Origin of the sequence: Bradyrhizobium sp. SZCCHNGR1005, from assembly GCF_032489995.1 — a bacterium.
Classification (GTDB): domain Bacteria; phylum Pseudomonadota; class Alphaproteobacteria; order Rhizobiales; family Xanthobacteraceae; genus Bradyrhizobium.
Genome location: NZ_JAUEZC010000001.1, coordinates 886,039 through 907,271 on the forward strand (window position 1 = coordinate 886,039; position 21,233 = coordinate 907,271).

The 21,233-nt window shown below is 63.4% G+C and carries 18 protein-coding genes, 1 tRNA gene and 1 pseudogene; 7 read left to right on the forward strand and 13 right to left on the reverse strand.

What is annotated here, in order from left to right; all coding sequences use genetic code 11:
• Positions 1-74 precede the first annotated feature (74 nt).
• Positions 75-824, forward strand: a complete 750-nt coding sequence (locus QXZ85_RS04070) for a response regulator transcription factor (RefSeq protein ID WP_315762661.1) — start codon at positions 75-77, stop codon at positions 822-824.
• On the opposite strand, the gene QXZ85_RS04075 is transcribed toward QXZ85_RS04070, so the two are convergent.
• Together QXZ85_RS04075 and QXZ85_RS04080 are read right to left on the reverse strand one after the other, a co-directional pair.
• Complete coding sequence (locus tag QXZ85_RS04075) at positions 778-2,121, reverse strand: hybrid sensor histidine kinase/response regulator (RefSeq protein WP_315700827.1); 1,344 nt, start codon at positions 2,119-2,121, stop codon at positions 778-780. The two genes, QXZ85_RS04070 and QXZ85_RS04075, sit on opposite strands and share 47 nt — an antisense overlap.
• Positions 2,118-3,290, reverse strand: a complete 1,173-nt coding sequence (locus QXZ85_RS04080) for an FIST N-terminal domain-containing protein (protein WP_315700828.1) — start codon at positions 3,288-3,290, stop codon at positions 2,118-2,120. Before QXZ85_RS04080 ends, QXZ85_RS04075 begins: the two co-directional genes overlap by 4 nt.
• Positions 3,291-3,477: 187 nt before the next feature.
• On the opposite strand from QXZ85_RS04080, the gene QXZ85_RS04085 reads away from it, so the two are divergent.
• A complete protein-coding gene (locus tag QXZ85_RS04085; protein WP_315767316.1) occupies positions 3,478-3,849 on the forward strand; it encodes a c-type cytochrome in 372 nt (123 codons plus the stop codon).
• 455 nt (positions 3,850-4,304) lie between these two features.
• Here the strand turns inward: QXZ85_RS04085 and QXZ85_RS04090 are convergent.
• The 7 genes from QXZ85_RS04090 to QXZ85_RS04120 form a co-directional block, all read right to left on the reverse strand.
• Positions 4,305-4,380, reverse strand: a tRNA-Lys gene (locus QXZ85_RS04090).
• Positions 4,381-4,557: 177 nt separating this feature from the next.
• Positions 4,558-5,193: a Spy/CpxP family protein refolding chaperone gene (locus QXZ85_RS04095; RefSeq protein ID WP_316173364.1), complete on the reverse strand. Its 636-nt coding sequence runs from the start codon at positions 5,191-5,193 to the stop codon at positions 4,558-4,560.
• A gap of 153 nt (positions 5,194-5,346) precedes the next feature.
• Positions 5,347-6,630 (reverse strand): TRAP transporter large permease subunit, encoded by a 1,284-nt coding sequence (locus QXZ85_RS04100; RefSeq protein WP_315700831.1) that lies wholly within the window; start codon positions 6,628-6,630, stop codon positions 5,347-5,349.
• Complete coding sequence (locus QXZ85_RS04105; RefSeq protein ID WP_315762667.1) at positions 6,630-7,202, reverse strand: TRAP transporter small permease; 573 nt, start codon at positions 7,200-7,202, stop codon at positions 6,630-6,632. The genes QXZ85_RS04100 and QXZ85_RS04105 overlap by 1 nt, the downstream gene beginning before the upstream one ends.
• A 92-nt stretch (positions 7,203-7,294) precedes the next feature.
• Positions 7,295-8,257, reverse strand: a complete 963-nt coding sequence (locus QXZ85_RS04110; RefSeq protein ID WP_315703072.1) for a TRAP transporter substrate-binding protein — start codon at positions 8,255-8,257, stop codon at positions 7,295-7,297.
• Positions 8,258-8,650: 393 nt separating this feature from the next.
• Entirely contained in the window at positions 8,651-10,222 is a 1,572-nt protein-coding gene (locus tag QXZ85_RS04115) for a 2-isopropylmalate synthase (protein WP_315700833.1), read from the reverse strand.
• Positions 10,223-11,452: 1,230 nt separating this feature from the next.
• Positions 11,453-11,653, reverse strand: a complete 201-nt coding sequence (locus QXZ85_RS04120) for a DUF2905 domain-containing protein (RefSeq protein WP_315700834.1) — start codon at positions 11,651-11,653, stop codon at positions 11,453-11,455.
• A gap of 207 nt (positions 11,654-11,860) precedes the next feature.
• Between QXZ85_RS04120 and QXZ85_RS04125 the strand changes: the two genes are divergently transcribed.
• The 5 genes from QXZ85_RS04125 (at position 11,861) to QXZ85_RS04145 (ending at position 16,071) form a co-directional block, all read left to right on the forward strand.
• A complete protein-coding gene (locus QXZ85_RS04125; RefSeq protein WP_315700835.1) occupies positions 11,861-13,318 on the forward strand; it encodes a hypothetical protein in 1,458 nt (485 codons plus the stop codon).
• A 168-nt stretch (positions 13,319-13,486) separates the two neighbouring features.
• On the forward strand, positions 13,487-13,960 hold the full coding sequence (locus tag QXZ85_RS04130; protein WP_315700836.1) for a hypothetical protein: 474 nt from the start codon (positions 13,487-13,489) through the stop codon (positions 13,958-13,960).
• A 114-nt stretch (positions 13,961-14,074) separates the two neighbouring features.
• Positions 14,075-14,767 carry a response regulator transcription factor gene (locus QXZ85_RS04135; protein WP_315700837.1) on the forward strand — a complete coding sequence of 231 codons (693 nt, stop codon included), beginning with the start codon at positions 14,075-14,077 and terminating at the stop codon, positions 14,765-14,767.
• Positions 14,754-15,830 (forward strand): HAMP domain-containing sensor histidine kinase, encoded by a 1,077-nt coding sequence (locus QXZ85_RS04140; RefSeq protein ID WP_316173362.1) that lies wholly within the window; start codon positions 14,754-14,756, stop codon positions 15,828-15,830. Before QXZ85_RS04135 ends, QXZ85_RS04140 begins: the two co-directional genes overlap by 14 nt.
• A gap of 97 nt (positions 15,831-15,927) precedes the next feature.
• Positions 15,928-16,071 (forward strand): hypothetical protein, encoded by a 144-nt coding sequence (locus tag QXZ85_RS04145; RefSeq protein WP_409977614.1) that lies wholly within the window; start codon positions 15,928-15,930, stop codon positions 16,069-16,071.
• Positions 16,072-16,116: 45 nt separating this feature from the next.
• Here QXZ85_RS04145 and QXZ85_RS04150 read toward each other — a convergent pair whose 3' ends face one another.
• The 4 genes and pseudogenes from QXZ85_RS04150 to QXZ85_RS04165 all read right to left on the reverse strand — a co-directional run bounded on the left by QXZ85_RS04150 (position 16,117) and on the right by QXZ85_RS04165 (position 21,188).
• Positions 16,117-16,761, reverse strand: coding sequence for a CAP domain-containing protein (locus QXZ85_RS04150; protein ID WP_410051352.1), 645 nt, complete (start codon positions 16,759-16,761; stop codon positions 16,117-16,119).
• A gap of 371 nt (positions 16,762-17,132) precedes the next feature.
• Positions 17,133-18,257 (reverse strand): annotated as a pseudogene (locus QXZ85_RS04155) (PepSY-associated TM helix domain-containing protein); the annotation flags it as partial.
• A 17-nt stretch (positions 18,258-18,274) separates the two neighbouring features.
• Positions 18,275-20,263, reverse strand: a complete 1,989-nt coding sequence (locus QXZ85_RS04160; protein ID WP_316173749.1) for a TonB-dependent siderophore receptor — start codon at positions 20,261-20,263, stop codon at positions 18,275-18,277.
• Positions 20,264-20,867: 604 nt separating this feature from the next.
• A complete protein-coding gene (locus QXZ85_RS04165) occupies positions 20,868-21,188 on the reverse strand; it encodes a YqfO family protein (protein WP_315762671.1) in 321 nt (106 codons plus the stop codon).
• Positions 21,189-21,233 lie beyond the last annotated feature (45 nt).

The window sequence follows — 21,233 nt, forward strand, 5'->3', positions numbered from 1 at the left end:
AAGCTCATTTGCAAATATTGGATCCGCCACACCAGACAGACTGGATCTTCGATCAGGACGGGGAGTGACAGGCAGTGGCTCGATTGCTGATGGTCGAGGATCATCCACTCTTTCGCGAGGCGTTGGAGAACGCAATACGTATCACCCTGCCGGATGCCGAACTGTCCGAGGCGACGTCCATCGACATCGCCACCGATCTTCTGTCATCCGCGCCGGGATTTGACCTGATCCTGCTCGACCTCTCGATTCCCGGCACGAGCGGACTGTCCGGCCTCCTTCGCATCCGCAAGACCGCGCCGCGGACTCCGGTCCTCGTGGTTTCAGCGCATCAGGACCCGCGGCTTGTCGCCCATGTCCTCTCTCTGGGAGTTGCCGGCTACATCTCGAAATCGACATCGAAGGAACAACTGGCTGATGCGATCCGGAGCGTCCTTCGCGGCGAGGCTCACGTTCAGGCCGGCGCAGTCGGTCTTGCGAGTGCGCGGCGGGTCAAGCTTCCTGCTCGAGATCTGCTGAAACGTCTTCACGAGTTGACGCCGCAGCAGCTACGGGTGCTCGACATGATCCGCTGCGGACTGCAGAACAAGCAGATCGCCTACGAACTGGGGATTTGCGAGACCACGGTGAAGGGCCACGTGTCGGAGATCCTGCGAAAGCTCCAAGTCATGAGCCGGACCAAGGCGATCATCGAGATGGAGAGGATCGATTTCGTGAATCTGATCGGCGAGACGCCTAGCCGCGCGCCGATCCACGCCCGCGGAGAAGACACCGAGACGCTCATGACAGCAGAAACGACAACAGAGCGCGAAGCTCCGCCGGCCTGACCGGCTTGGTCAGAACCTCAAGCCCGTAAAGGCTGGCTTCTTGGGCCGCAGCTTCCGAATAATCTGCGGTCACGATCATGGCCGGAACGTCGCCGATGAGTTGCCGGATGCTCCACACCGCGGCAAGTCCGCTCTCGTTGCCGTCCAGATGGAGATCGGCAATGATTGTCTCAGGGACCGCGCCGAGCGCGCTCAAGCGCTGCAATGCGTCCTTCAACGACACGGTGGCCACGACGTCGCAGCCCCATTTCTCCAGCAGACTGACCATGGCCTCGGCGCTCGCCAGGTCGTTTTCGATCAGCAGGATCTTGGCACCTTCGAGCCCGCCATATTCATGGTCGACGTCATTCGACGGATGCGAGTCCGGCAGGACCGCTGCTGGGTCTGCCCGGTCGAGTTCGAGCGTGAAAGTGGATCCGTAGCCGCCCCGTGAGGCCAACCGGACCTCGTGATTCAATGCTTTGGCGAACCGCCGGACAATGGAGAGGCCGAGTCCAAAGCCGGCCTGATCCTCGGCGCTCGGCCGACCGCGCTGGAATTCGAGGAAGATCGCCTCCTGCTGCGGTTTGGGAATGCCCGGGCCGGTATCGTGGACCTCGATACGAACACGGCTGGCCCCCGGCCGACAGCCCATGACCACGCCACCGCGCCTAGTGTAGCGCAGGGCATTGGCCAGCAGGTTCTGCAAAATACGCCGCAACATCATGGCGTCTGAGACGACGGCAACCGAGGACGGACAGATGCGCAACGTCAGTCCGCGTTTCGCAGCGATCGGAGCGAATTCGCGTTCGAGCGGCTCGAACAAGGTGGTGAGCAGAACGGGCCGGAGATCCGGGCGCAAGGCGCCGGCATCCAGCTTGGCAATTTCGAGCAGAGATCGCAGCAGATCCTCGAGCATGGCTAGCGAGTGGTCGATCTGCCCGACCATGGTCGTTCCGCGCTCGGACTGGACCTCGTCCGCCAGGGCCGACAGCGTCAGGCGCGCGGCATTCAGCGGCTGGAGCAGGTCATGTGTCACCGAGATGAGAACCGATGATTTCAGCGAGCTGGCCGCTTCGGCCTGCTGCTTGGCCCGGTAGAGGTCCTTGTTGGCCGTTTCGATCGAATGCAGCGCATCCCGCAACTGCCGCGTCCGTTCGCGGACCTGCTGATCGAGCGCGATCGCCGTTTCGAATAGCGAGAACGCGTTGAACTGCTGGTCCATCGAGCGTTCGACCCGGGACATCAGCGCAGCGTTGATCTTCCTTAGCTTGGCCGCTTCGCGCTGCAGGTGTTCCAGCGAGCCGGACGCCGTCATCGCTCCGCCCCTGCCCGTATGCCGATCGCGACACCCGTCAGCGTCTGATTGACGTGCATGGAACCGTACTGCTCGCCATAGGTATGGAATCCGACGATCCGGTTGTCGCGATAGAGTTCGGACATTTCCCGGGCGAACTGATGCTGCTCCGCGTCGAGACGCCTGAGAATGCACTCGAAGCCGATGAAGATCGAGACTTCGCCAATCTCGTCGCGGACCTCAGCCAGCATCTCGCGTGCGGCGGCCACCGAGTTGCGCGACCTCGCGGCCGTCAGCACCATTCCTTCGTCGATCGCGCAAAAGAATCGGAGCGAGCCGTCAGGGCTCACGCGCTGAATCGAGCGCGCGAAATAAGAGCCGCCGACACGCACCAGGACCGGATGGGCTGCAAACAGAAACGGGTCTAGCTCGGAATCCGCGATACCGACCGCGCGGCAATATTCCTCCGCCGCCGGCTCGGCGTTAAGCTGCTTGACGATACGCTGTTCGAGATCGGCTTCCGTCACCACCATCTTGACCGAGGTCGGCTCGAAATTGTCGCACTTGAACAACCGGAACGGCAAAGACGTCCTGATCAAGATCAACACCGCCATGTCGGTATGAGCTTTGCCATCGTGGAAAACCCAGGTGCGCTCAAAGCGCAGGCCATCGCCAGCCGACCCGCCAACCAGAGGAATATTGTCAAGCGACGCATAAATCGCCGACATGATCGCCTCTTCCCGCTGGCACATGCCGTCGATCAAAACTAGTCCGAACACGCCTTCGTCGTCACGACCACCATGCCGAAACAATTCCTGCCTCAACTGGTTGCCGAGGCGACGCCCTTCATCGACGCGAAAGCCCGATAACCCGAAGATGGGCTGCGCGAACACGGTGAAATCGTCTGCGGCAAAGGCGAGAGCAACGACGCTGTTGTCTTCCCAGCCATCCGGCGAGAGCTCTCCCGCTGTCGTACAGCCATACACCGGGATGCCTGTAAGACGCGTCGTCACCTCCGCGATGAATTCGTTCGGATCATAGTGGGGCGACAGGAAGACCAGCACCATGGCCAAGCCGTCGGCCGCTAATTGGTCGCAGATGTCAGCCGCCGCAGCTTTCTCCGTTGCAGCCTTCGACTTTGCAGCGATCACACCAGACGGGCGTGCAGGCCGAGGATCGGCATCTCCCACCAGGCACCTCCCATAGTATTCGTTGTTTTTTTTAAGATTAGGGCAATTGAGCAGCAACGGCAACTACGCGGCTTGATCCAGAACAAGGACTTGAGCCTGGCTTTTGTCCGATCATCTGCGCCGATCTACTGAGCGGCGTAGCCGTGAGGCTTGTCCGCTCGCTCCGGGTCGAGAGGAAGAGATTCGCATGCTCCGCCGCATCGTTCTTATCGTTGTTTTCGCAAGTCTTGCGTCCAGCGCCGGGGCGCTGGATGGCGACCCTGTCGCAGGAAAGAGCATCTTTCAGCGCATCTGCCAGAACTGCCACTCCTCCGAGATCGGGATCAACAAGGTCGGTCCGAGCCTCTGGAATATCGTCGGACGCCAGCCGGCGGCCGTACCGGACTATGCCTATTCCGAAGGCATGAAGAACAACAAGACACCTTGGACCGCCGCGGCGTTGGATGCCTACATCGCCGATCCGCGCGGGGACGTCCACGGCGTCAAGATGTACTTCAAGGGGCTGGCGGACGGGAAGGAGCGGGCCGACATCGTCGCCTATCTGTCGATGTTGAGATAGCGGGGCTTGCGGCGTCGCATTCTCATCGCCGATCGCATCGAGGTCCTTCGCCGAGTGCCCACGCTTCTGCGAACTGACCAAAGCCGAAATACGAAAGTCGTCCGTTAAGAAGCCGGCTTGACCGCAGGACGGCCTACGCCTGCGTGCCAAAGAGCGACCGGAATTGCGGCCAGCCAAGTCCTCGGCCATGCGAGGACGCGGCGGATTGTGACCGACGGTAGTGAGGACGAGTTGACCGCGTCGCCCTCAGGTCCGAGCGTTTGTGCGGAAATGCGTGCTGGAAAAACATCTCGCCGGTGAAGGGGAATCTCAAGCTGCAAATGCAGGCTTCCGAGGAGGCCCTACAGAGCCTGCAATCCCAAATTCACCAATGTCCGAAAACCGACTCCCGATCGCTCACTTATCCGTTCTTCACGGATGGCGACGGCGAGAGACACCTAAGCTATTGAAAACCTTGGTGGGCGCACTAGGGCTCGAACCTAGGACCCGCTGATTAAGAGTCAGCTGCTCTACCAACTGAGCTATGCGCCCGGAGCTTGCGTCCGGAAGGCCTTCGCAAGAGCCGGTCGTTTAGCAAAGCGATTCCCGGATGTCCAGCAAGAGAAGGCGATTTTTTGCCTTTCCACACCAGGAAAACCGGCCGCTACCGGCGGTTTTCCCAATATAGCCCGGCTCGCTGAGGGCGAACGGCCCATCGGCGCCCCCCGTTCAGAGCCGTCCGGAGTCGCCCTCTTCATCCAGGCGTCCCATATGCTCCATGGGAGGACCCATGTGGTCCATCGCTCCCATGTGCCGCATCGGCCCCATGCCGAAGCGGCGCTCGCCAAAGCCCGGACCGTCCCCCTCGCCTCGCTCCCGCCAATGATGGCGCCACCCCTCCGGACCGAACCGGTCGGCATGATGGGTGAGTATCGACAGCCGGCGCTTCTGGCCATCGTCCAGGGTCTTGTAGAGCGGGTCGGCCGCATCGGCGATCTTCTTCATGGCCTCGGCGGTCGCGGCCATCGTGTCGGCGCGCTCGCGCAGGCGGGCCACCGGATCGTCCGCCTTCTGCCCATCCTGATTGTCGTCGGCCGCCTTCATGCGGGCATTGGCACGATCGAAGCGCAGCTTGACCAAGTCGCGCACGGCGCTCTCGACCGGCGGCCACAATTTCTCCTGGTCGGGCGTCAGCTTCAGCCCGGCATGGACGGCAGCGATCCGCGCGTCCAGGAACGCGGCACGGTCTTCAGGACTCATTCGCATGTGGTGCATGTGATCGGCAAACCACGAGCGCTGAGCGTAAACAGCCGTGGAGCCCGCGATGGCGAGCACGGCGACTGCGGCAAGAGTGAACCTTTTCATGCGAACCTCCGTTGGAAAGGCTGCCGCAGCATGAGCGCCTGTCCGGGCGCGATCAACTTACAGTTTGGATAGAGTCGTCCGTATTACGCCGATGTAACCACCTGTCAGCAAAGCGAAATTTTGGCCATTTGTTTCAGATCATTGCGATACCGTTCAGATCATACCGAGCGCTTTCGGCAACCACAGCGAGATTTCCGGCACGTAAGTAATCAGTCCGAGGAAGGCCAGCATCGCCAGCAGCCAAGGCAGCACCGCGATGGTGATCTCGCTGATGCCCATCTTGGCGATGCTGGAGGCGATGTAGAGATTGAGCCCGACCGGAGGGTGACAGAGGCCGACCTCGGTATTGACGATCATCAGCACGCCGAGATGCACGGGATGCACGCCGAGCTTGGTCGCCAGCGGAAACAGGATCGGCGCCATGATCAAGAGGATCGATGACGGGTCCATCACATTGCCGGCAAGCAACAGGATGACGTTGACCACGAGCAAGAACATCCAGATCGAGAAGTGCTTGTCGACGATCCACGCCGCCATCGCCTGCGGAATCTGCTCATGCGTCATCAGGAACGAGAACAGCACCGCGTTGGTGATGATGTAGAGCAGCATGGAGCTCATGCTGGCGGCCTGCAGCAACACCTTCGGAACCTCGGTGAGCTTCAGCTCCTTGTAGACGAAGACGGTGATGAAGAAGGCGTAGACCGCGGCGACCGCGGCCGCCTCGGTGGGCGTGAAGACGCCGCCATAGATGCCGCCGAGCACGATGGCGATCAGCAGCAGCCCCCACAGGCTCTCGCGGAAGGCCGTAAACTGCTGGCTCAGCGTCGCCCGCTTCATCCGCGGATAGCCGTTGCGATAGGCGACGAACCAGGTGACCGCGGCTAACATCAAGGCGAGAATGACGCCGGGCACGATGCCCGCCATGAACAGCGCGCCGATCGAGGTGTTGGTGGAGACGCCGTAGAGCACCAGGATGATCGAGGGCGGCACCAGGATGCCGAGCGCACCGGAGGTCGAGATCACGCCGACGCCGAAGCGGCGAGGATAGCCGTAATCGACCATTGCCGGCATCATGATCGAGCCGATCGCGACCACGGTCGCCACGCTCGAGCCGGAGATCGCCGCGAACATCGCGCAGGCAGCGACACCCGCAAGGCCAAGACCGCCCGGCAGATGCCCGACCAGCGAGGTCGTGAACGCGATCATCCGCCGCGCGACGCCGCCGCGGGTCAGGAACGTGCCGGCCAGGATGAAGAACGGGATCGCCATGATCCCGAAATTGTCGAGGCCGGAGAACAATTTCAGACCGACGCTCTCGATCGGCACTTCCGTCATCGTGAACAGGAAGGTGAGCACGGTGAGGCCGAGCGAGATCGAGATCGGCATGCCCGTCAGCATCAGGGCAAACAGCAGTCCGAAGATCAGCGCCGCACTCATCAGGCCTCTCCGAGCGCGATCGGCGCCTTGGGACTGACCTCGATGTCGTCGACATGGGACGCGTCGTGATGCGGCAGGTCGTCGGTCCAGAAGTACGTCCACATCACCTGCATGAAGCGGAAACACATCAGGTAGGAGCCGAGCGGGATGCAGGCATAGACGATCCAGCTTGGGATCTCGAGATCGGGTGAAGTCTGGTCGGTGTGCATCAGCTCGATGACGAACTTCGCGCCCATGGTGCCGACGACGGCGGTAAACACCGCGCCACCGAGCAGGCCGAACAGGATCACCCATTTGCGCCAGCGGTCGTTGAGGCGGTTGATCAAGACGTCGACGCCGACATGGATGCCGGTGCGCACGCCGTAGGCGGCGCCGAACTTGGCCATCCAGATGAACATGTAGATGCAGAGTTCCTGCGACCAGGAGAGATCGATCTGGAACAGGTAAGGGTAGAGAAACGGCACATCGACCAGGAAGCGATGCGCAACCGTAACGAAGGTGATCAGGGTCGCGGCGCCCATCAGGCTGGCGATGATGATCTCCTCGAGCCGGTCGAGAATACGTAGCAACATCAGAGGTCCCCAAGCGACCGGACGGCGCCCATCAGCGCCCGATCAGACGTTTTCCGCGGCGCGCCGCCGCGGAAAGTCTCGGCTATTCCCATTCAGCCGTTCATCGGGCTGCGGCCGGTCTCCTTGAAGAATTCGTCGATCAGCGACTGGCTGACCCGCGAGGCGACCTCCTTGTAGACCGGCATCATCGCCTTGCGCATCGCCTCGTCCTGCTCGGGCGTCAGCGTCACGATCTCGGTCTTGCCGGCCTTCTTGATCTCCTCCAGCGCCTCGTCGTTCTCCTTGGCCGACTGGCTGTTGCCGAAGTCGGTCGCCTCCTTCATCGCCTTCTCGCAGGCGGCGCGAACATCCGGCGGCATGCCATCCCAGAACTTCTTGTTCACGACCACGACGTAGCCGATGTAGCCGTGATTGGTGACGGTGGCGTATTTCTGCACCTCGTGCATTTTCTGGGTGTAGATGTTGGACCAGGTGTTCTCCTGGCCGTCGACCACGCCGGTCTGCAGCGCCTGGTACACGTCCGAGAACGCCATCACCTGCGGGATTGCGCCGAGCGCCCGGAACTGCGCCTCCAGTACCTTCGACGACTGGATGCGGAATTTCAGGCCTTTGTAGTCGGCGGGCGTGATCAGCTTCTTGTTCGCGGTCATCTGCTTGAAGCCGTTGTCCCAATAGGCAAGGCCGCTCATGCCCTTGGAATCCAGCAGCTTGAGCAGCCTGCCGCCGAGCGGGCCGTCGGTCACCTTGCGCAGGCTCTTCAGGTCGGGAAGGATATAGGGCAGATCGAACACCTCGAACTGCTTGATCCCGATCGGGCCGAACTTGGAGTTCGACGGCGCCAGCATCTGCACGGCGCCGAGTTGCAGCGCCTCCAGCTCTTCCTTGTCCTTGTAGAGCGTCGAATTCGGATAGACTTCGACCTTGACCCGGCCGTTGGTGTATTTCTCGGCCAGCTCCTTGAACTTGTCGGCGGCCTTGCCCTTCGGCGTGTCGGACGCCACGACGTGGCTGAACTTGATGACGATGGGCTCATCTGCGGCCGCAGCCGGGCCGATCTTGGCGGCCGCCGCGAGCGACGCGGCGGAGACGAGCAAGTGACGACGTGTCAGATCACGCAAAGCATGCCTCCCGAATTTTCCGGGGAGCCGTGCAACGCAGCTCCCGCTTGTATGCCAAGGCATCAATAGCCATAAGGCCGACGGAAAGCCATTGCCCGTTAGGAGGAGCTACCGGGAATCTGTCGCTGCAGCGCAAAATTGCGCACCGCCGTTGTCGTCCTTGTCCTTCCGCCATTCCGGGGCAGCAGCGCCAGCGGCTGAACCCGGAATCTCGACGTGGCGGGCGCCCTCGCAAGACAATCTCGAGATTCCGGGTTCGAGGCCTGACGGCCTCGCCCCGGAATGACGGAATGTGAGGCGGTCCGGCATCGTGGGCCGACCGCCCCTCTATCAGCTCGCCGCAGCCGCCGCGTTGGCCTGCGTCACATCGCGCTGGCGCTTCATCACCAGCTTGTTGAGCGCACCGAGATAGGCCTTGGCAGACGCGACCAGCGTATCGGGATCGGCGGCGCGCGCCGTCATCGAGCGGCCGTCCTGCGACAGCCGCACCGACACCTCGGCCTGCGCATCGGTGCCCTCGGTCACCGCATGCACCTGATAGAGCTCCAGCTTGGCTTCATGCGGCACCAGCGCCTTGATGCAGTTGAACACCGCATCCACGGGGCCGTTGCCCTCGGTCTCCTCGATGCGGGTCTCGCCGTCGACATCGAGCTTCATGGTGGCGCGTTGCGGCCCGCGGGTGCCGGCGATCACGCTCAAGGACACCAGCTTGATGCGGTCATGGGCATGCACCATGCCTTCGTCGATCAGCGCGTCCAGATCCTCGTCGTAGATCTGCTTCTTGCGATCGGCCAGCGCCTTGAAGCGGACGAAGGCGTCCTCCAGCTGGTTGCCGGACAGCTTGTGGCCCATCTCCTCCAGCTTGTGGATGAAGGCGTGGCGGCCGGAGTGCTTGCCCATCACCAGCGAGGTCTGCTTCACGCCGACCGTCTCCGGCAGCATGATCTCGTAGGTCTGCGCGTTCTTCAGCATGCCGTCCTGATGGATGCCGCTCTCATGCGCGAACGCGTTCCGGCCGACGATCGCCTTGTTGTACTGCACCGGGAACGATGTCGCCGCCGACACCACCTTCGAGGCATGGGTCAGCTGGGTGGTGTCGATGTTGTTCCAGAACGGCAGCTTGTCGTTGCGCACCCGCATCGCCATCACGACTTCTTCCAGCGCCGCATTGCCGGCGCGCTCGCCGATGCCGTTGATGGTGCATTCGATCTGCCGCGCACCGGCGCGCACGCCGGCCATCGAGTTCGCCACCGCCATGCCGAGATCGTTGTGACAGTGTACCGAGAACACCGCCTTATCGGAGTTCGGCACGGTCTCGCGCACGCGCTTGAACAGGTCGTAATATTCCTCCGGCACGGCATAGCCGACCGTATCCGGGATATTGATCGTAGTGGCGCCGGCCTTGATCGCGGCCTCGACGCAGCGGCACAGGAAGTCGAACTCGGTGCGGGTGCCGTCCTCCGACGACCACTCGACGTCATCGGTGTGGTTGCGCGCGCGCGTCACCGAGGAGATCACCAGCTCATAGACCTGCTGCGCGTCCATCTGCAGCTTGTACTTCATGTGCACCGGCGAGGTGGACAGGAAGGTGTGGATGCGGCCGCGCCTGGCGGGGCGGATCGCCTCCGCGCAGCGGTCGATGTCCTTGGCGCCGGCCCGCGACAGGCCGCAGACCACCGCGTTCTGGGTGCGTTTGGCGATCTCGTTGACCGCCTCGAAGTCGCCGTCGGAGGCGATCGGGAAACCGGCCTCGATCACGTCGACGCCCATGCCGTCCAGGAGCGCTGCGATGTTGAGCTTCTCCTCGAAGGTCATGGTGGCGCCGGGGCACTGCTCGCCGTCGCGCAGGGTGGTATCGAAAATGATGACGCGGTCCTTGTCGGACTTCGGTGCGGTGGACATGGATTTAAGTTCCTTGTTCGCTGGTGCGCTTATCTTGACGGCGCTGGAGGGTTTTCGTGATCTCGCGCGAACCCCTGAGTGCCCAGGCGCATCGCGCCCAGCCGGCCCTCAGGGGCGGCTAAGAAGCAGGAGCCCAAGCGAAAGGGTCGGGCCAACGGGGCCATGGGCGCCACGGGTGGGCAGCAGCGGCGCGGCAGCAATCGTCGGTGCGGAAACCGCTCCGTCGCATGCTCCAATCCTTGCGCCGCGAATCAGCATTGCCAGACCCTTCGAGAACGCCAACAGCGTGCGGCAAAACCATTGATGCTTGGTTGCCGACGCGTCCTCTGGCGTCTTTTTAGCCGAGAAAACCCGACCACCGCAACGCCGAATAAGGGTCAGAATGGGTGACGTATTGGGAGCCCCGCTCCCCGTCGTTACCCGCGAAGGCGGGTGACCCAGTATCCCAGAGACGGTAAAGTGAGCCGGGATAGCGCCCCGAGCCCGAGCCATTTGCGAGCAGGAGGCCGGCTGATTGTAGGGCACCAACTGCATCCTAGAACGAAGCCTCTGGGATACTGGATCATCCGCTTTCGCGGACGATGACACCGAGCGTTGTGGCTTCGGCATCGCACTCCTCCTACGTCCAATCAAACACATCTTCACCGTCCCGCGGCACGGCGTGCCCGGGTCATGCTCGGCAACGCTCCCTCGAAAACGGAGGGCGCAGGGAAGGCCGGGAGCTTGCCGCCCCCATGGCCCCCGTGCAGTGAAGAATGCACGGGGCAGGAACCACAGGTTCGGCCAAGACATCCCGGCCTTCCCCGCGCGAATGGCTTTACGGCTTATACGTGGTCTCCCTGGTGCGCCGGGCTTGTTGGCCACCATTGCGCATGATGCTTGCGCATCAGCGCGTGATACCAGCGTCGGGGTATCAGGACCGCACGACTTCGCCGTCCGTGCCGGCCTGCGCTCGTCCGGCGCAGCCTTCACGTCCATCGCAGCCCGCTTCCACGTATCGTGACGACGCGTACGCCCCTTCCATGAGGCGGGATGGCTTCAGGAAAGCAGAATTTCTGAAAAACGAAAGCTGAATATTTTTCACGAGTCGTCTGGACAGCCGAGTCGGCCTTGATTGCGTTCACGAAATCTCCCGTTTGGCGCAACGCCTTTCAGCCGCCTCTCGTCCCGCAGCGCCAGGCCGGCGCGGCGAAACCTCACGGTGATTTGCCCGCCAGGCAGGCCCCTCTCCTATCGGTTGACCAGCCAGAGCACGAGGCTCACGACGACGCTGAGGAGCAACGACGTCATCAGGGGAAAATAGAACGAGAAGCCCGGCCGCTCGACGACGATGTCGCCGGGAAGTCGGCCGAGGCCGAGCTTGCCGATGTAGGGCCACAGCAAGCCGACCACGACCAAGACAAGGCCGAAGAGGATGAGCGCACGAGACATCGGTGTTCTCCATGTCGCCCGCGAGATGCCGGATCCTGCTTCGGGCGAACCGAGACCATCTCGGACCAACACGTGTCATCTATGAATCCCGGCCGATCTTTCCACCTGCATGGGCCGGCCATTGCCGTCTTCGGACGTTAAAGAATGGGCGCCAGCAGCGAGCGAGCCGCGCCGCGGCGGCGCGCACACGCGATCAAGGAGAACTCTATGTCCGATCGCACCATACCGCGCCGCAAGGTCGTCGCACTCCTTTCGACGATCGGCATCGGCGGTTGGCTCGGCTACACTCCCAGCCGCGGCAATGCCGCCTCTCCGGCCGCGTCCACATCCCTCGGTAGCACCGTCCGTGCAAATGTCACCGTCCGGCTCGACCGCGATACGCCCGGCGTAACGCTGACCAGCCGTTTCGTCGGCCTGAGCTACGAGAAGGACAAGCTCGGGCAACCGATGTTCACGGCGGATAATGGCGCCCAGCTCAGACTTTGCCGGCTGCTCGGTCCGGGCGTCTTGCGCATCGGGGCCAATGCGGTGGATCGCTGCGTCTGGCTCGGCGCGATCCCAGGGCTGATGCCGATTCAGCCGGCGATGGTCGACGCGCTCGCCGCTTTTGCCAAACAAACCGGCTGGCACGTGATCTATGGCATCAACCTCGCCAATAACACCACCGCGCTCGGCGCGGCCGAAGCCGCCTATGCCGCCCGGATTCTCGGGGATCAGTTGCTCGCCTTCGAGATCGGCAACGAGCCGGACCTCTATGCGCACAACGGCTATCGTCCCATGAGCTGGCGCTATGATGATTTCCTGTCCGAGTGGCGCGCGATGGCCGAGGCGATCACAGCTGCTGCTCCGTCGGCCCGCCTTGCGGGCCCTGCAGCCGCCTCCTTCGCGACCGAATTCGCCCTGCCCTTCGCGCGTGACGCCGCCGCGCAGATCAGCCTGGTGACCCAGCACTATTACCGTGCCGATGGCCGCGACCCAGGCTCCACGCTCGACCTGCTGCTGCGGGACGACCCTGCTCTGGCCGGCGAACTCCGACACATCAGCCAGGCGGTCCGCGACAACAACCTGCCGCTGGGCTGGCGCATGGCGGAGTGCAATTCCTTCTTCAACGGCGGCGCGCCCCACATCTCCAACGCGTATGGCACCGCGCTCTGGGTCATCGATTTCATGTTCCAGTGTGCGCTGAACGGCTGCAACGGCGTCAACCTGCACGGCGGAGGCCACGGCCCTGGCTATACGCCGATCGCCGACGACAATGGCGGGGTCGTCGAGGTGAGGCCTGTCTATGATGGCCTGCTGCTGTTCGCTCTGGGCGCGCAAGGCACCAGCGTTCGCGGCGTTATCGAAGGCTCTCCGCATCTTCGCGTCAATGCCTACGGCACGCTGCGCGAGGATGGCGGCGTCAACGTGGTGATGATCAACAAGGAAGCCGAGACTGCGGTCGATGCGCAGCTGACGCTCGGTCAGAGCGCCTCGACGCTGGAGTCGTTCTGGCTGACCGGCGCGGCCCTCGCCGCGACCAGCGGGCAGACGCTCAACAACGCCATCGTGTCTGCCGACGGCAGCTGGTCGCCACACAATCAGACGATGGTGCCCATCACCGCGCAGACGACGCTGATCCACATGCCGCCCGCCAGCGCCGTGCTGCTACGTTCGAGATCGTGACCGGCCATGGACCTGCCGCAAAGACGGCGAGACGGAGTCGAGAGTGGCGCATTCTGACTTCGGCGTCAGAAACTGGCGCATTTGTAAGTTGAAGGAGAGGCTGCCGTCGCTTCATCTGGTCCTCATCCCGCAGCGAGACGCTCGCGCAATGGCATGGAGGATCTTCCGATGACCAACAGGCTTCTCACCGGCCTCGTCACGGCGGCGCTCGCCGCTTCGCTGACAGTTGCTTCACCCGTGCTCGCGCGCGGCGGCGGTGGCTTTGGCGGTGGCGGACATGGCGGCTTTGGCGGCGGTGGCGGACATTTCGGTGGCGGCGGTATGCACATGGGCGGCATGGGCGGCATGGGCGGGCCTCATTTTGGAGGGTCTTTCGGTGGCGCTCGCTTCGGCGGCGCGGGCTTCGCCGGTGGACCCATCGGCGCGCATGCGGCGTTCGGACCGCGCTTCGCCGGCGCCGGCTGGCACGGCGGGCACTTCGGCGGCCGCCACGCCTTCTTCTTCCACCATCATCGCCGCTTCGCCTTCTTCGGCGGGCCGTTCATCTATGCCGGCTATGGCTATTACGACGGCTGCTGGCACCGCAGGTGGACACCCTGGGGCTGGCAGTGGTTCAATGCGTGCGGCGAATATTGGTACTAGATCAAATGATTGCTAGTGCTCTCAATTTGCGACGCTCGCACGAATTCGCCGCGATATGATGCGAACTTCGCCAATCGGAGCACTCGCGTTCCGCCGCCACCGCGGAGTTGAGCCATGACGGGAGGTCACCGCCGCATTCTCGTCGTCGAGGACGATTCGGAGACCTCCGGGCAGCTTGCTGACGAGCTCACGAAATCCGGCTACGAGGTCGATCTTGCCGGGACCGGCCTCGAGGCGCTCAGGTGCGGCAGCGAACGCGACTATGCCGTCATCACCATCGACCGCATGCTGCCCGATACCGACGGCATCACGGTGATGCGGCAGCTGCGCGAGGATGGCATCGCCGCGCCCTTCCTGATCATCTCCGCGCTCGGTGAGGTCGACGAGCGCGTCCGCGGTCTGCGCGCCGGCGGCGACGACTATCTGGTGAAGCCGTTCTCGTTCGTCGAGCTGCTGGCGCGCCTGGAGGCGCTCGGACGCCGCAGCGAAACGATCGCCAAGGAGACGATCCTGCGCGTCGGCGATCTCGCCATCGACCTGATCTCGCGCAGCGCCAGCCGGGGCGGCAAGAAGATCCCGCTGTTGCCGCGCGAATTCCAGTTGCTTGAATACCTCGTCCGCAACGAGGGCCGCGTCGTTTCCCGCGCGATGCTGCTGCGGCATGTCTGGGACCTGCATTTCGATCCGTCCACCAACATCATCGACGTCTATGTCGGTCGGATCAGACGCAAGGTCGACGATGCCCAAGCCTATCCGCTGATCCACACCATCCGCGGCATCGGGTATCGCCTCCGTGCTCCTGGCTAAGACACTCCGCTCATCGACGTTTCGCCTGGCGCTGATCGCGATCGGGATCTTCGGCCTGATCGTCGGCGCGATGATCGCCTATGTCTATTTCGGAACCCTGGCCTATGTGCGCGGCCGGGTCGGCGACCTCGGCGATCATGACGGCTTCACGGAGACGATTGCGCTGGCCCTGATCGCGGTCGCGGTGCTGGTCCTCGTGCTGGCTATCGTCGCCGCCGTGCTGGTAACGCGGCGGACGGTCGGACGAATCGAGCAGATCAATGCCACCAGCCGCGCCATCATGCTCTCCGGCCTCGACCAGCGTATCCCCCTCCGCGGCAGCTATGACGAATGGGACCGTGTCGCGGAGAACCTCAATCAGATGCTCGACCGTATCGAGACATTGATGAGCGAGGTCAAGCAGGTCGGTGACAACGTCGCGCACGACCTGCGCACACCGCTCACGCGCATGCGCGGACGGCTCGAGAAAGCCTATCATGCCCCGCGCAATAGCGAAGCCGACGCGGCGCTGATCGGCGACACTATCGCCGACCTCGATGCCGTGCTCGGCATGTTCGCCTCCATCACCCGGATCTCCGAGATCGAGAGCAGAGCGCGCAAGGGCGCATTCCGCGAGCTGAACCTGGTCGACATCGCGGGCGAAGTCGTCGAGCTCTACGATGCCGCGGCCGAGCAGGTTGCGACCCGTCTCAGCCTTGCGGGCGAGCGCGAGGTGAAGGTCACCGGCGACCGCGACCTGCTGTTCGATGCCATCGCCAATCTCGTCGACAACGCCATCAAGCACGGCCACGCGCACGGCCAGGTGACCGTAACCTGCGCGACGAAGAATGGCGGCGCGGCGATCGCCATCGCCGACAATGGCCCCGGCATCCCCGCAGACCAGTACGACCAGGTGTTCAAGCGCTTCTACCGGCTGGAGCGCAGCCGCTACACGACGGGAAATGGACTGGGCTTGAGCCTCGCGGCGGCGGTCGCGCAGCTGCATGGTGCCGGCATCGCGCTGCACGACAATGCTCCCGGGCTGATCGTCGAGCTCAGATTTCCGCCGCCATCCGCGCTCTAGCCCAGGGATCAGACGAGATTTGATATCCGCGCGTGATTGAGACAAATACGATCCGTGTTAGTCTCGGCAGCATCGTGCAGAAAACGCGATCGCCACCGTGAACCGGACGCTGGCCGAGCTGCGCGCGAGCCGGACCGTCGATTTCCGCGCCGGCACGCTGACGATTCACAACTGGCCGAAGCTCGCCGGGCTCGGCGAATTCGAACCGAGCTACCTGCACCTGAACAAGCCGCCGCTGTGATGCGATCCCAGCCTACCACGCCGCCAACTCACGGGACGTCAGGCGTCAGATGCACAGGCCCAGCAGCTTGATATTGAGATGGCACTCTTTCGGCGAGGCGCCCCATTTGTGGGCCGCTTCGGACTTGGCTTCAGTCTTGGTCTCGGATTTGCCGGTCGACTTCGCCTGCGCGACGACGGCCGGCTTGCCCTTGTCGTTCTTGTTCTTGTCGGGCTTGCCCTTATCGTTCTTCCTGGCCGGCGGCTTGGTCTCGTAATCGCCGGCGATGACCATCGCCCAATAGGTGCGCTTGCCGCTGGCATTCCTGGCGCTGGCGATGCCGACCTTGGTCGCGTTGTGCAGAAGCAGATTCTTGCGATGCGGCGGCGAATTGATCCACTGCCCGAGCGTCTTGTCGAAGGTCTCATAACCATAGGCGATGTTCTCCGCCGCGCGGCCGGCCTTCGACGGGGCGACACGGCGCGTGAACGGGCCGAGCACCTCGTGGCTCAGATCGTCCTTCTCGGCCATCGCCCGCGCCTGCTCGGCGGCGATGCGGTCGAGCGTGGCATCCCGCGCCACGCGAACCTCGCCATGCTTCAGGCGGAACTCGGAGATCTGCTCGGCCGGCGAGCTATCGGCCGCGATGGCCGTATGGATCGACACGGCGAGAATCAGCGCGGTCACGGCCGCGTTCCATGCACGGAACATCATCGATTGAATGCCCCCACTTGGACAACAAGGCAGGCCCGGCCCGACAACGGCACGTCCCCCTCTCGAGGAGCGGCTATACAGACCTTTTCGCTGATCGCAAAGTCCGGCCCACGTGCGCCGTCTCAGCGTCCCGCTGCCGCCCGGAGGCCGTAGACCAAACCCAGGATCACGGGAACGGACAGCGCCAGCCACGACAGGCCGTCCCAGAGGCCATCGCCGAACAGTGCCGACACCAAGCCAAGCGTGGCGGCCAGGGCAACCATCAGCGGCGCACGAAACACCTGCTGGGGACGCCGATGTCCGAGGTGCCGCAGCGCCGCTGTGCGGCCCGCATCCTGCTTCACGGCAAGGCGCCCCTCGCGGCCGCGGGCCGTAACCGGCGGCGCCCGTCGACCCTGCACGATGCGCGTCCGCGCCGCCCAAAGATAAAGTCCGCTGCCAAGCACGACGATGGCGATCAGGTCGAGCAGCGCCCAGACGATCTTCAGCGGCAAGCCGCCATAGTCGCCGAAATGCAAAGGACGCGACAGCTGAAGCGCCTGCAGATACCACGGCATCGCCGGCGCGACGATACGCTCCGCGTTCTCCGCCTCGACCAGCACCGGCCGCAACATCCGCGCCGACAATGGCGTGCTGCCCTTGGTCCAGACGATCAGATGCTGCGGGCTGCCAAAGCGGGCTGCAGTCGGCAAGGTCACGGAGGTGATCGACCGGTCCGGAAACAGCGTTCTCACCTTGGCCACGGCCGCTTCGACCGATGCGGTCTTCGCGACCGGCCTGCCCTGATAGGGGGAGAGCAGGCTCGGAAGCAGCTGCGCCCGCCAGAGGTCGAACAGCGGCGTCGCCAGCGTGTTGACGATGCCGGTCAATCCGACCGCAAGCATCCAGCTCACGGCGAGGATGCCGAGCAGATTGTGGCCGTCGAGCCACGTCAGCCGCGGCGAGGCCCGGCTGCGAATGGTGCCGAAATCCAGCTTCCGCATGAACGGCCCATAGAGCACGAGGCCGGAGATCAGCGACAGCATGAAGAGAAGTCCCATAGCCCCCAGGAACAGTTCGCCGGGCAGCCCGGTGAACATGTCCCGGTGGACGCTCAGCACGATGTCCATCAGGTCCAGATGCGGCGCCTCCTCGCCTAGCACCGCCGCGGAGCGGGCATCGACGGTGATGCGATGAAACGCGCCCGGCGCAGGGACCGGGGTCGGCGACAGCGCGACGGTCACCAGCGGTTCGCTCTGCTTCAGGTTCGCAAACAGCACGTATTGTCCGGGAAAGCGTGCCTGCGCCACTGCGATCACCTGGTCCAGCGAGGCGCGTGGCGTGGTCGCCGGCATTTCCGGCGCCGCAATCTCCCGTTCGAGCAGGTCGTCGATCTCGTCATGAAAGATCAGCGGCAGTCCGGTGATGCACAGCATCAGCAGGAACAGCATGCTGACGAGCGACGTCCAGGTGTGGACGAACGACCATATGCGGATGGTGCGCGCGCGTGCCATGCCTGCTCGCCCTTCGATTACCAGCGATAGCTGATGGTGCCGGTGATGGTGCGCGGGCTGGTGTATTGGCAGCCGCCGGACGTCGTGCAGGCGGTCGTCACGCGGTCGGCGATATTCTTCACGTTCAGAGCCAGATTGATGCCTTTCGGCTGACGATAATGGAGGCCTGCGTCGAACACGACGTAGCCCTCGTTGACGATCGTGTTCGTGGTGTTGGCGAAGGTCTCGCCGTTGTAACGGAAGCCCCCGCCCAATCCCCAATTGGCGAGGACGCCGCTCTGGAACGTGTAGTCCAGATAAGCGGAGGCCATGTTGGCCGGCACCAAGGTCGGCACCTTGCCGATCTCGGCCGCGGTGGAGCTCTGGGTCACCTTGACATCCTGGCTGGTGAAGGTCGCGATAGCGTTGAGACCCGGAATGAGCTCAGCCACCGCCTCGAATTCGAAACCGCGAGAATTCACCTCGCCAAGTTGCACGGAGAACCCGATATGGCTGGGGTCCGTCGTCAATGAGTTCTGCCGGGTCAGGTCATAGGCCGCTGCCGTGACCAACAGCCTGCGCGACGGCTGAAACTTGACGCCGACCTCATGCTGCTGCGCGGTCGTGGGCTTGAACGGCGAGCCATTGAAGTCGGTGCCGGGCGTCGGCAGGAAGGATTCCGAATAGCTGTAGTAAGGAACCAGCCCGCCATCGAACTCATAGGCGATGGCGCCGCGCTTGGTGAAAGCAGTGTCCTGCGTCTTCGTACGCGTGCTTGTCGCCACGCCGTTGGTCACGAGGCTGAGCGTGTCCTGTTCCGCCACATCGAACCGGCCACCGAGCGTCAGGATCCAGTTCCGGATCCTGATCTGATCCTGCAGATAGACCCCGACCTGGTCGATCTTCTGGTCCGCCGATCCCGAGTAAAGTGTCGTCGGAAAAGGAATTGCCTGACCGTAGACCGGATTGAGGCTGTTGAGCGCCGGCACGCCGGCCGTCGCCGTGTAGGTCCGGTCCGTCAGGCTCAGCATCTGGTAATCGAGGCCGGACACCAGCGTATGCTGGAACGGTCCGGTGCCGAGCTTGGCGACGAGGTGATTGTCGGTCGAAAAAGAATCGCTGGTCACATCGATGCGATTGGCGCGCCGCGAGAAGGAGGTCAGCGTATCGAGCGGATTGGCCAGAAAGGTCAGATAGCGATAGTCGAGATCGGAGTGCCCATAGCGGGATTTCGACTCGAAAACCAGGTTGTTGCTGAAGCGGTGCTCGAACTGATAGCCGACCCGCTCCTGTTCCTGCGCGAATCCATTGTAGCTGGGATCGCCGAGAAAGACCGGCAGCGCCTTCACGCCGGTGATCCCGGCCGAGGTGACATGAAACACCGACAACGGAAACGCACTGCCTGTGAGATCCTTGGTGTAGTCGGCGAGTATCGTCAGCGTGGTGTCGCTGGTCGGCTTCCAGGTCACCGCCGGCGCGATATACGTCCGATTGTCCTTCACATCGTTGGAGAAATGCGCAATCGGGGCATCCGCATCGCGGAACACCCCGGTGACGCGATAGAGCAGCGAGCCGTCCTTGGTGACGGGACCACCGACATCGAACGCGCCCTGGTAGCGATCGTAATTGCCGAACAGGCCGACGACCTCACCGAAGGCCTTGTCCGGCGGACGTTTGCTGATGCTGTCGACGAGACCGCCCGGCGCGCCCTGCCCGTACATGACCGAGCTCGGTCCCTTGATCACGTCGATGCGCTCCAGCCCATAGGGCTCGGTGCGAAAGAGCGAGAAGTAGTTGGGATCGCCGACCTCACGCAGGCCGTCGCGATAATTGCCGTAGCCGTTGATGTCGAAGCCGCGGATCTGGACGTTCTCGAAGCGAGGATCGGTGCCGCCGGTCTGCACGGCAAGGCCTGCGACATATTGCAGACCTTCCACCAGGGTCGTGACCCCGCGCGCATCGAGCTGATCGCGGCTGACGACGGAGACCGACTGCGGCGTTTCCAGGATCGGCGTATCGGATTTCATCGCGGCTGAGCTCACGGTGGGCGCGAAGCCGCGGACCGGATCGGTACCGCGCTCGAATGCAGACGACGACCGAGCGGCCTGCGCCGGGACGTGCATCGCCCCGGCCGCGCGCTGACGTGCGGTGTTGGCCGCAGCACCGGCCCCGCGCTTTGGACGGCGCGCCTGGCGGACGCGCAGCGCGGGCGAATCGACGGTGACAGGCGGCAACGTGTGCGCATCGGCCGCCGTCTGCGCCGGAGCGGCAGCCGAGGTTTGCATGATGAACGGAAGCAAACAGACACTCGTCAGCAAACAACAACAATACGCTCGCGCGCCGCTATACGCGGGCGCGTTGAACCCAACGCCTGACATGACGTCCCCCGAAATTTCTCGGTAGTACGTTGCCGCTGCGCTCACAGCGCATCAACGGATTTTCGGAACCTGCCCGCTGGAATCCATCCAGATTAGAACGGCTAAAGATCGCGGGCTAATTGCGACCGCCGTTCGTCGACAACTTACAAACTAGAGCAAAAACGCGATCGCTCAGTCCAGCCGGTATCGAAAGCGGCAGCGGCGCAAGCGATCGGCGAAGCGCCTGAACAGATGGTGCTTGGAGGATGATCAACTAATCGATCACTTCGATCGGGTAGACGTCGATCGCGGGCTCCTCATAAGGATGCGCGGCCCGGATCGCTCTCAACACACCGCGCAGCCGATCCTCGGCGCAGACGGTCTCGATGCGCTCTTCCTCCACCGTCTCCAGCCGTCCGAGCGCGCCGATCGTCGGGTTGGCTCCGGCAAGCGGCCGGAACCGGCCGGTGCCCTTCACAGTAAAGGAGCAGTAATCATAATTGCCGATGCGCCCGGCGCCGGCCTCACCCATCGCGGCCCGGAGAGCGTCCCCCTGCGCCTCAGGCACGTAAACGACGATCTTGTAGCTCTTCATCTCCAGGCCCTCTAAGCCGCGATCACGCGCCCGTTATCATGGTAA

Coding starts and splice junctions, on each gene's coding strand:
- QXZ85_RS04120 (WP_315700834.1), bottom strand. CDS start 11,653: ATGTCTCGTGCGCTCATCCTCTTCGGCCTTGTCTTGGTCGTGGTCGGC.
- QXZ85_RS04160 (WP_316173749.1), bottom strand. CDS start 20,263: ATGAAATCCGATACGCCGATCCTGGAAACGCCGCAGTCGGTCTCCGTC.
- QXZ85_RS04105 (WP_315762667.1), bottom strand. CDS start 7,202: ATGTTGCTACGTATTCTCGACCGGCTCGAGGAGATCATCATCGCCAGC.
- QXZ85_RS04165 (WP_315762671.1), bottom strand. CDS start 21,188: ATGAAGAGCTACAAGATCGTCGTTTACGTGCCTGAGGCGCAGGGGGAC.
- QXZ85_RS04150 (WP_410051352.1), bottom strand. CDS start 16,761: ATGTTCCGTGCATGGAACGCGGCCGTGACCGCGCTGATTCTCGCCGTG.
- QXZ85_RS04130 (WP_315700836.1), top strand. CDS start 13,487: ATGACCAACAGGCTTCTCACCGGCCTCGTCACGGCGGCGCTCGCCGCT.
- QXZ85_RS04095 (WP_316173364.1), bottom strand. CDS start 5,193: ATGAAAAGGTTCACTCTTGCCGCAGTCGCCGTGCTCGCCATCGCGGGC.
- QXZ85_RS04075 (WP_315700827.1), bottom strand. CDS start 2,121: ATGACGGCGTCCGGCTCGCTGGAACACCTGCAGCGCGAAGCGGCCAAG.
- QXZ85_RS04100 (WP_315700831.1), bottom strand. CDS start 6,630: ATGAGTGCGGCGCTGATCTTCGGACTGCTGTTTGCCCTGATGCTGACG.
- QXZ85_RS04115 (WP_315700833.1), bottom strand. CDS start 10,222: ATGTCCACCGCACCGAAGTCCGACAAGGACCGCGTCATCATTTTCGAT.
- QXZ85_RS04135 (WP_315700837.1), top strand. CDS start 14,075: ATGACGGGAGGTCACCGCCGCATTCTCGTCGTCGAGGACGATTCGGAG.
- QXZ85_RS04085 (WP_315767316.1), top strand. CDS start 3,478: ATGCTCCGCCGCATCGTTCTTATCGTTGTTTTCGCAAGTCTTGCGTCC.
- QXZ85_RS04125 (WP_315700835.1), top strand. CDS start 11,861: ATGTCCGATCGCACCATACCGCGCCGCAAGGTCGTCGCACTCCTTTCG.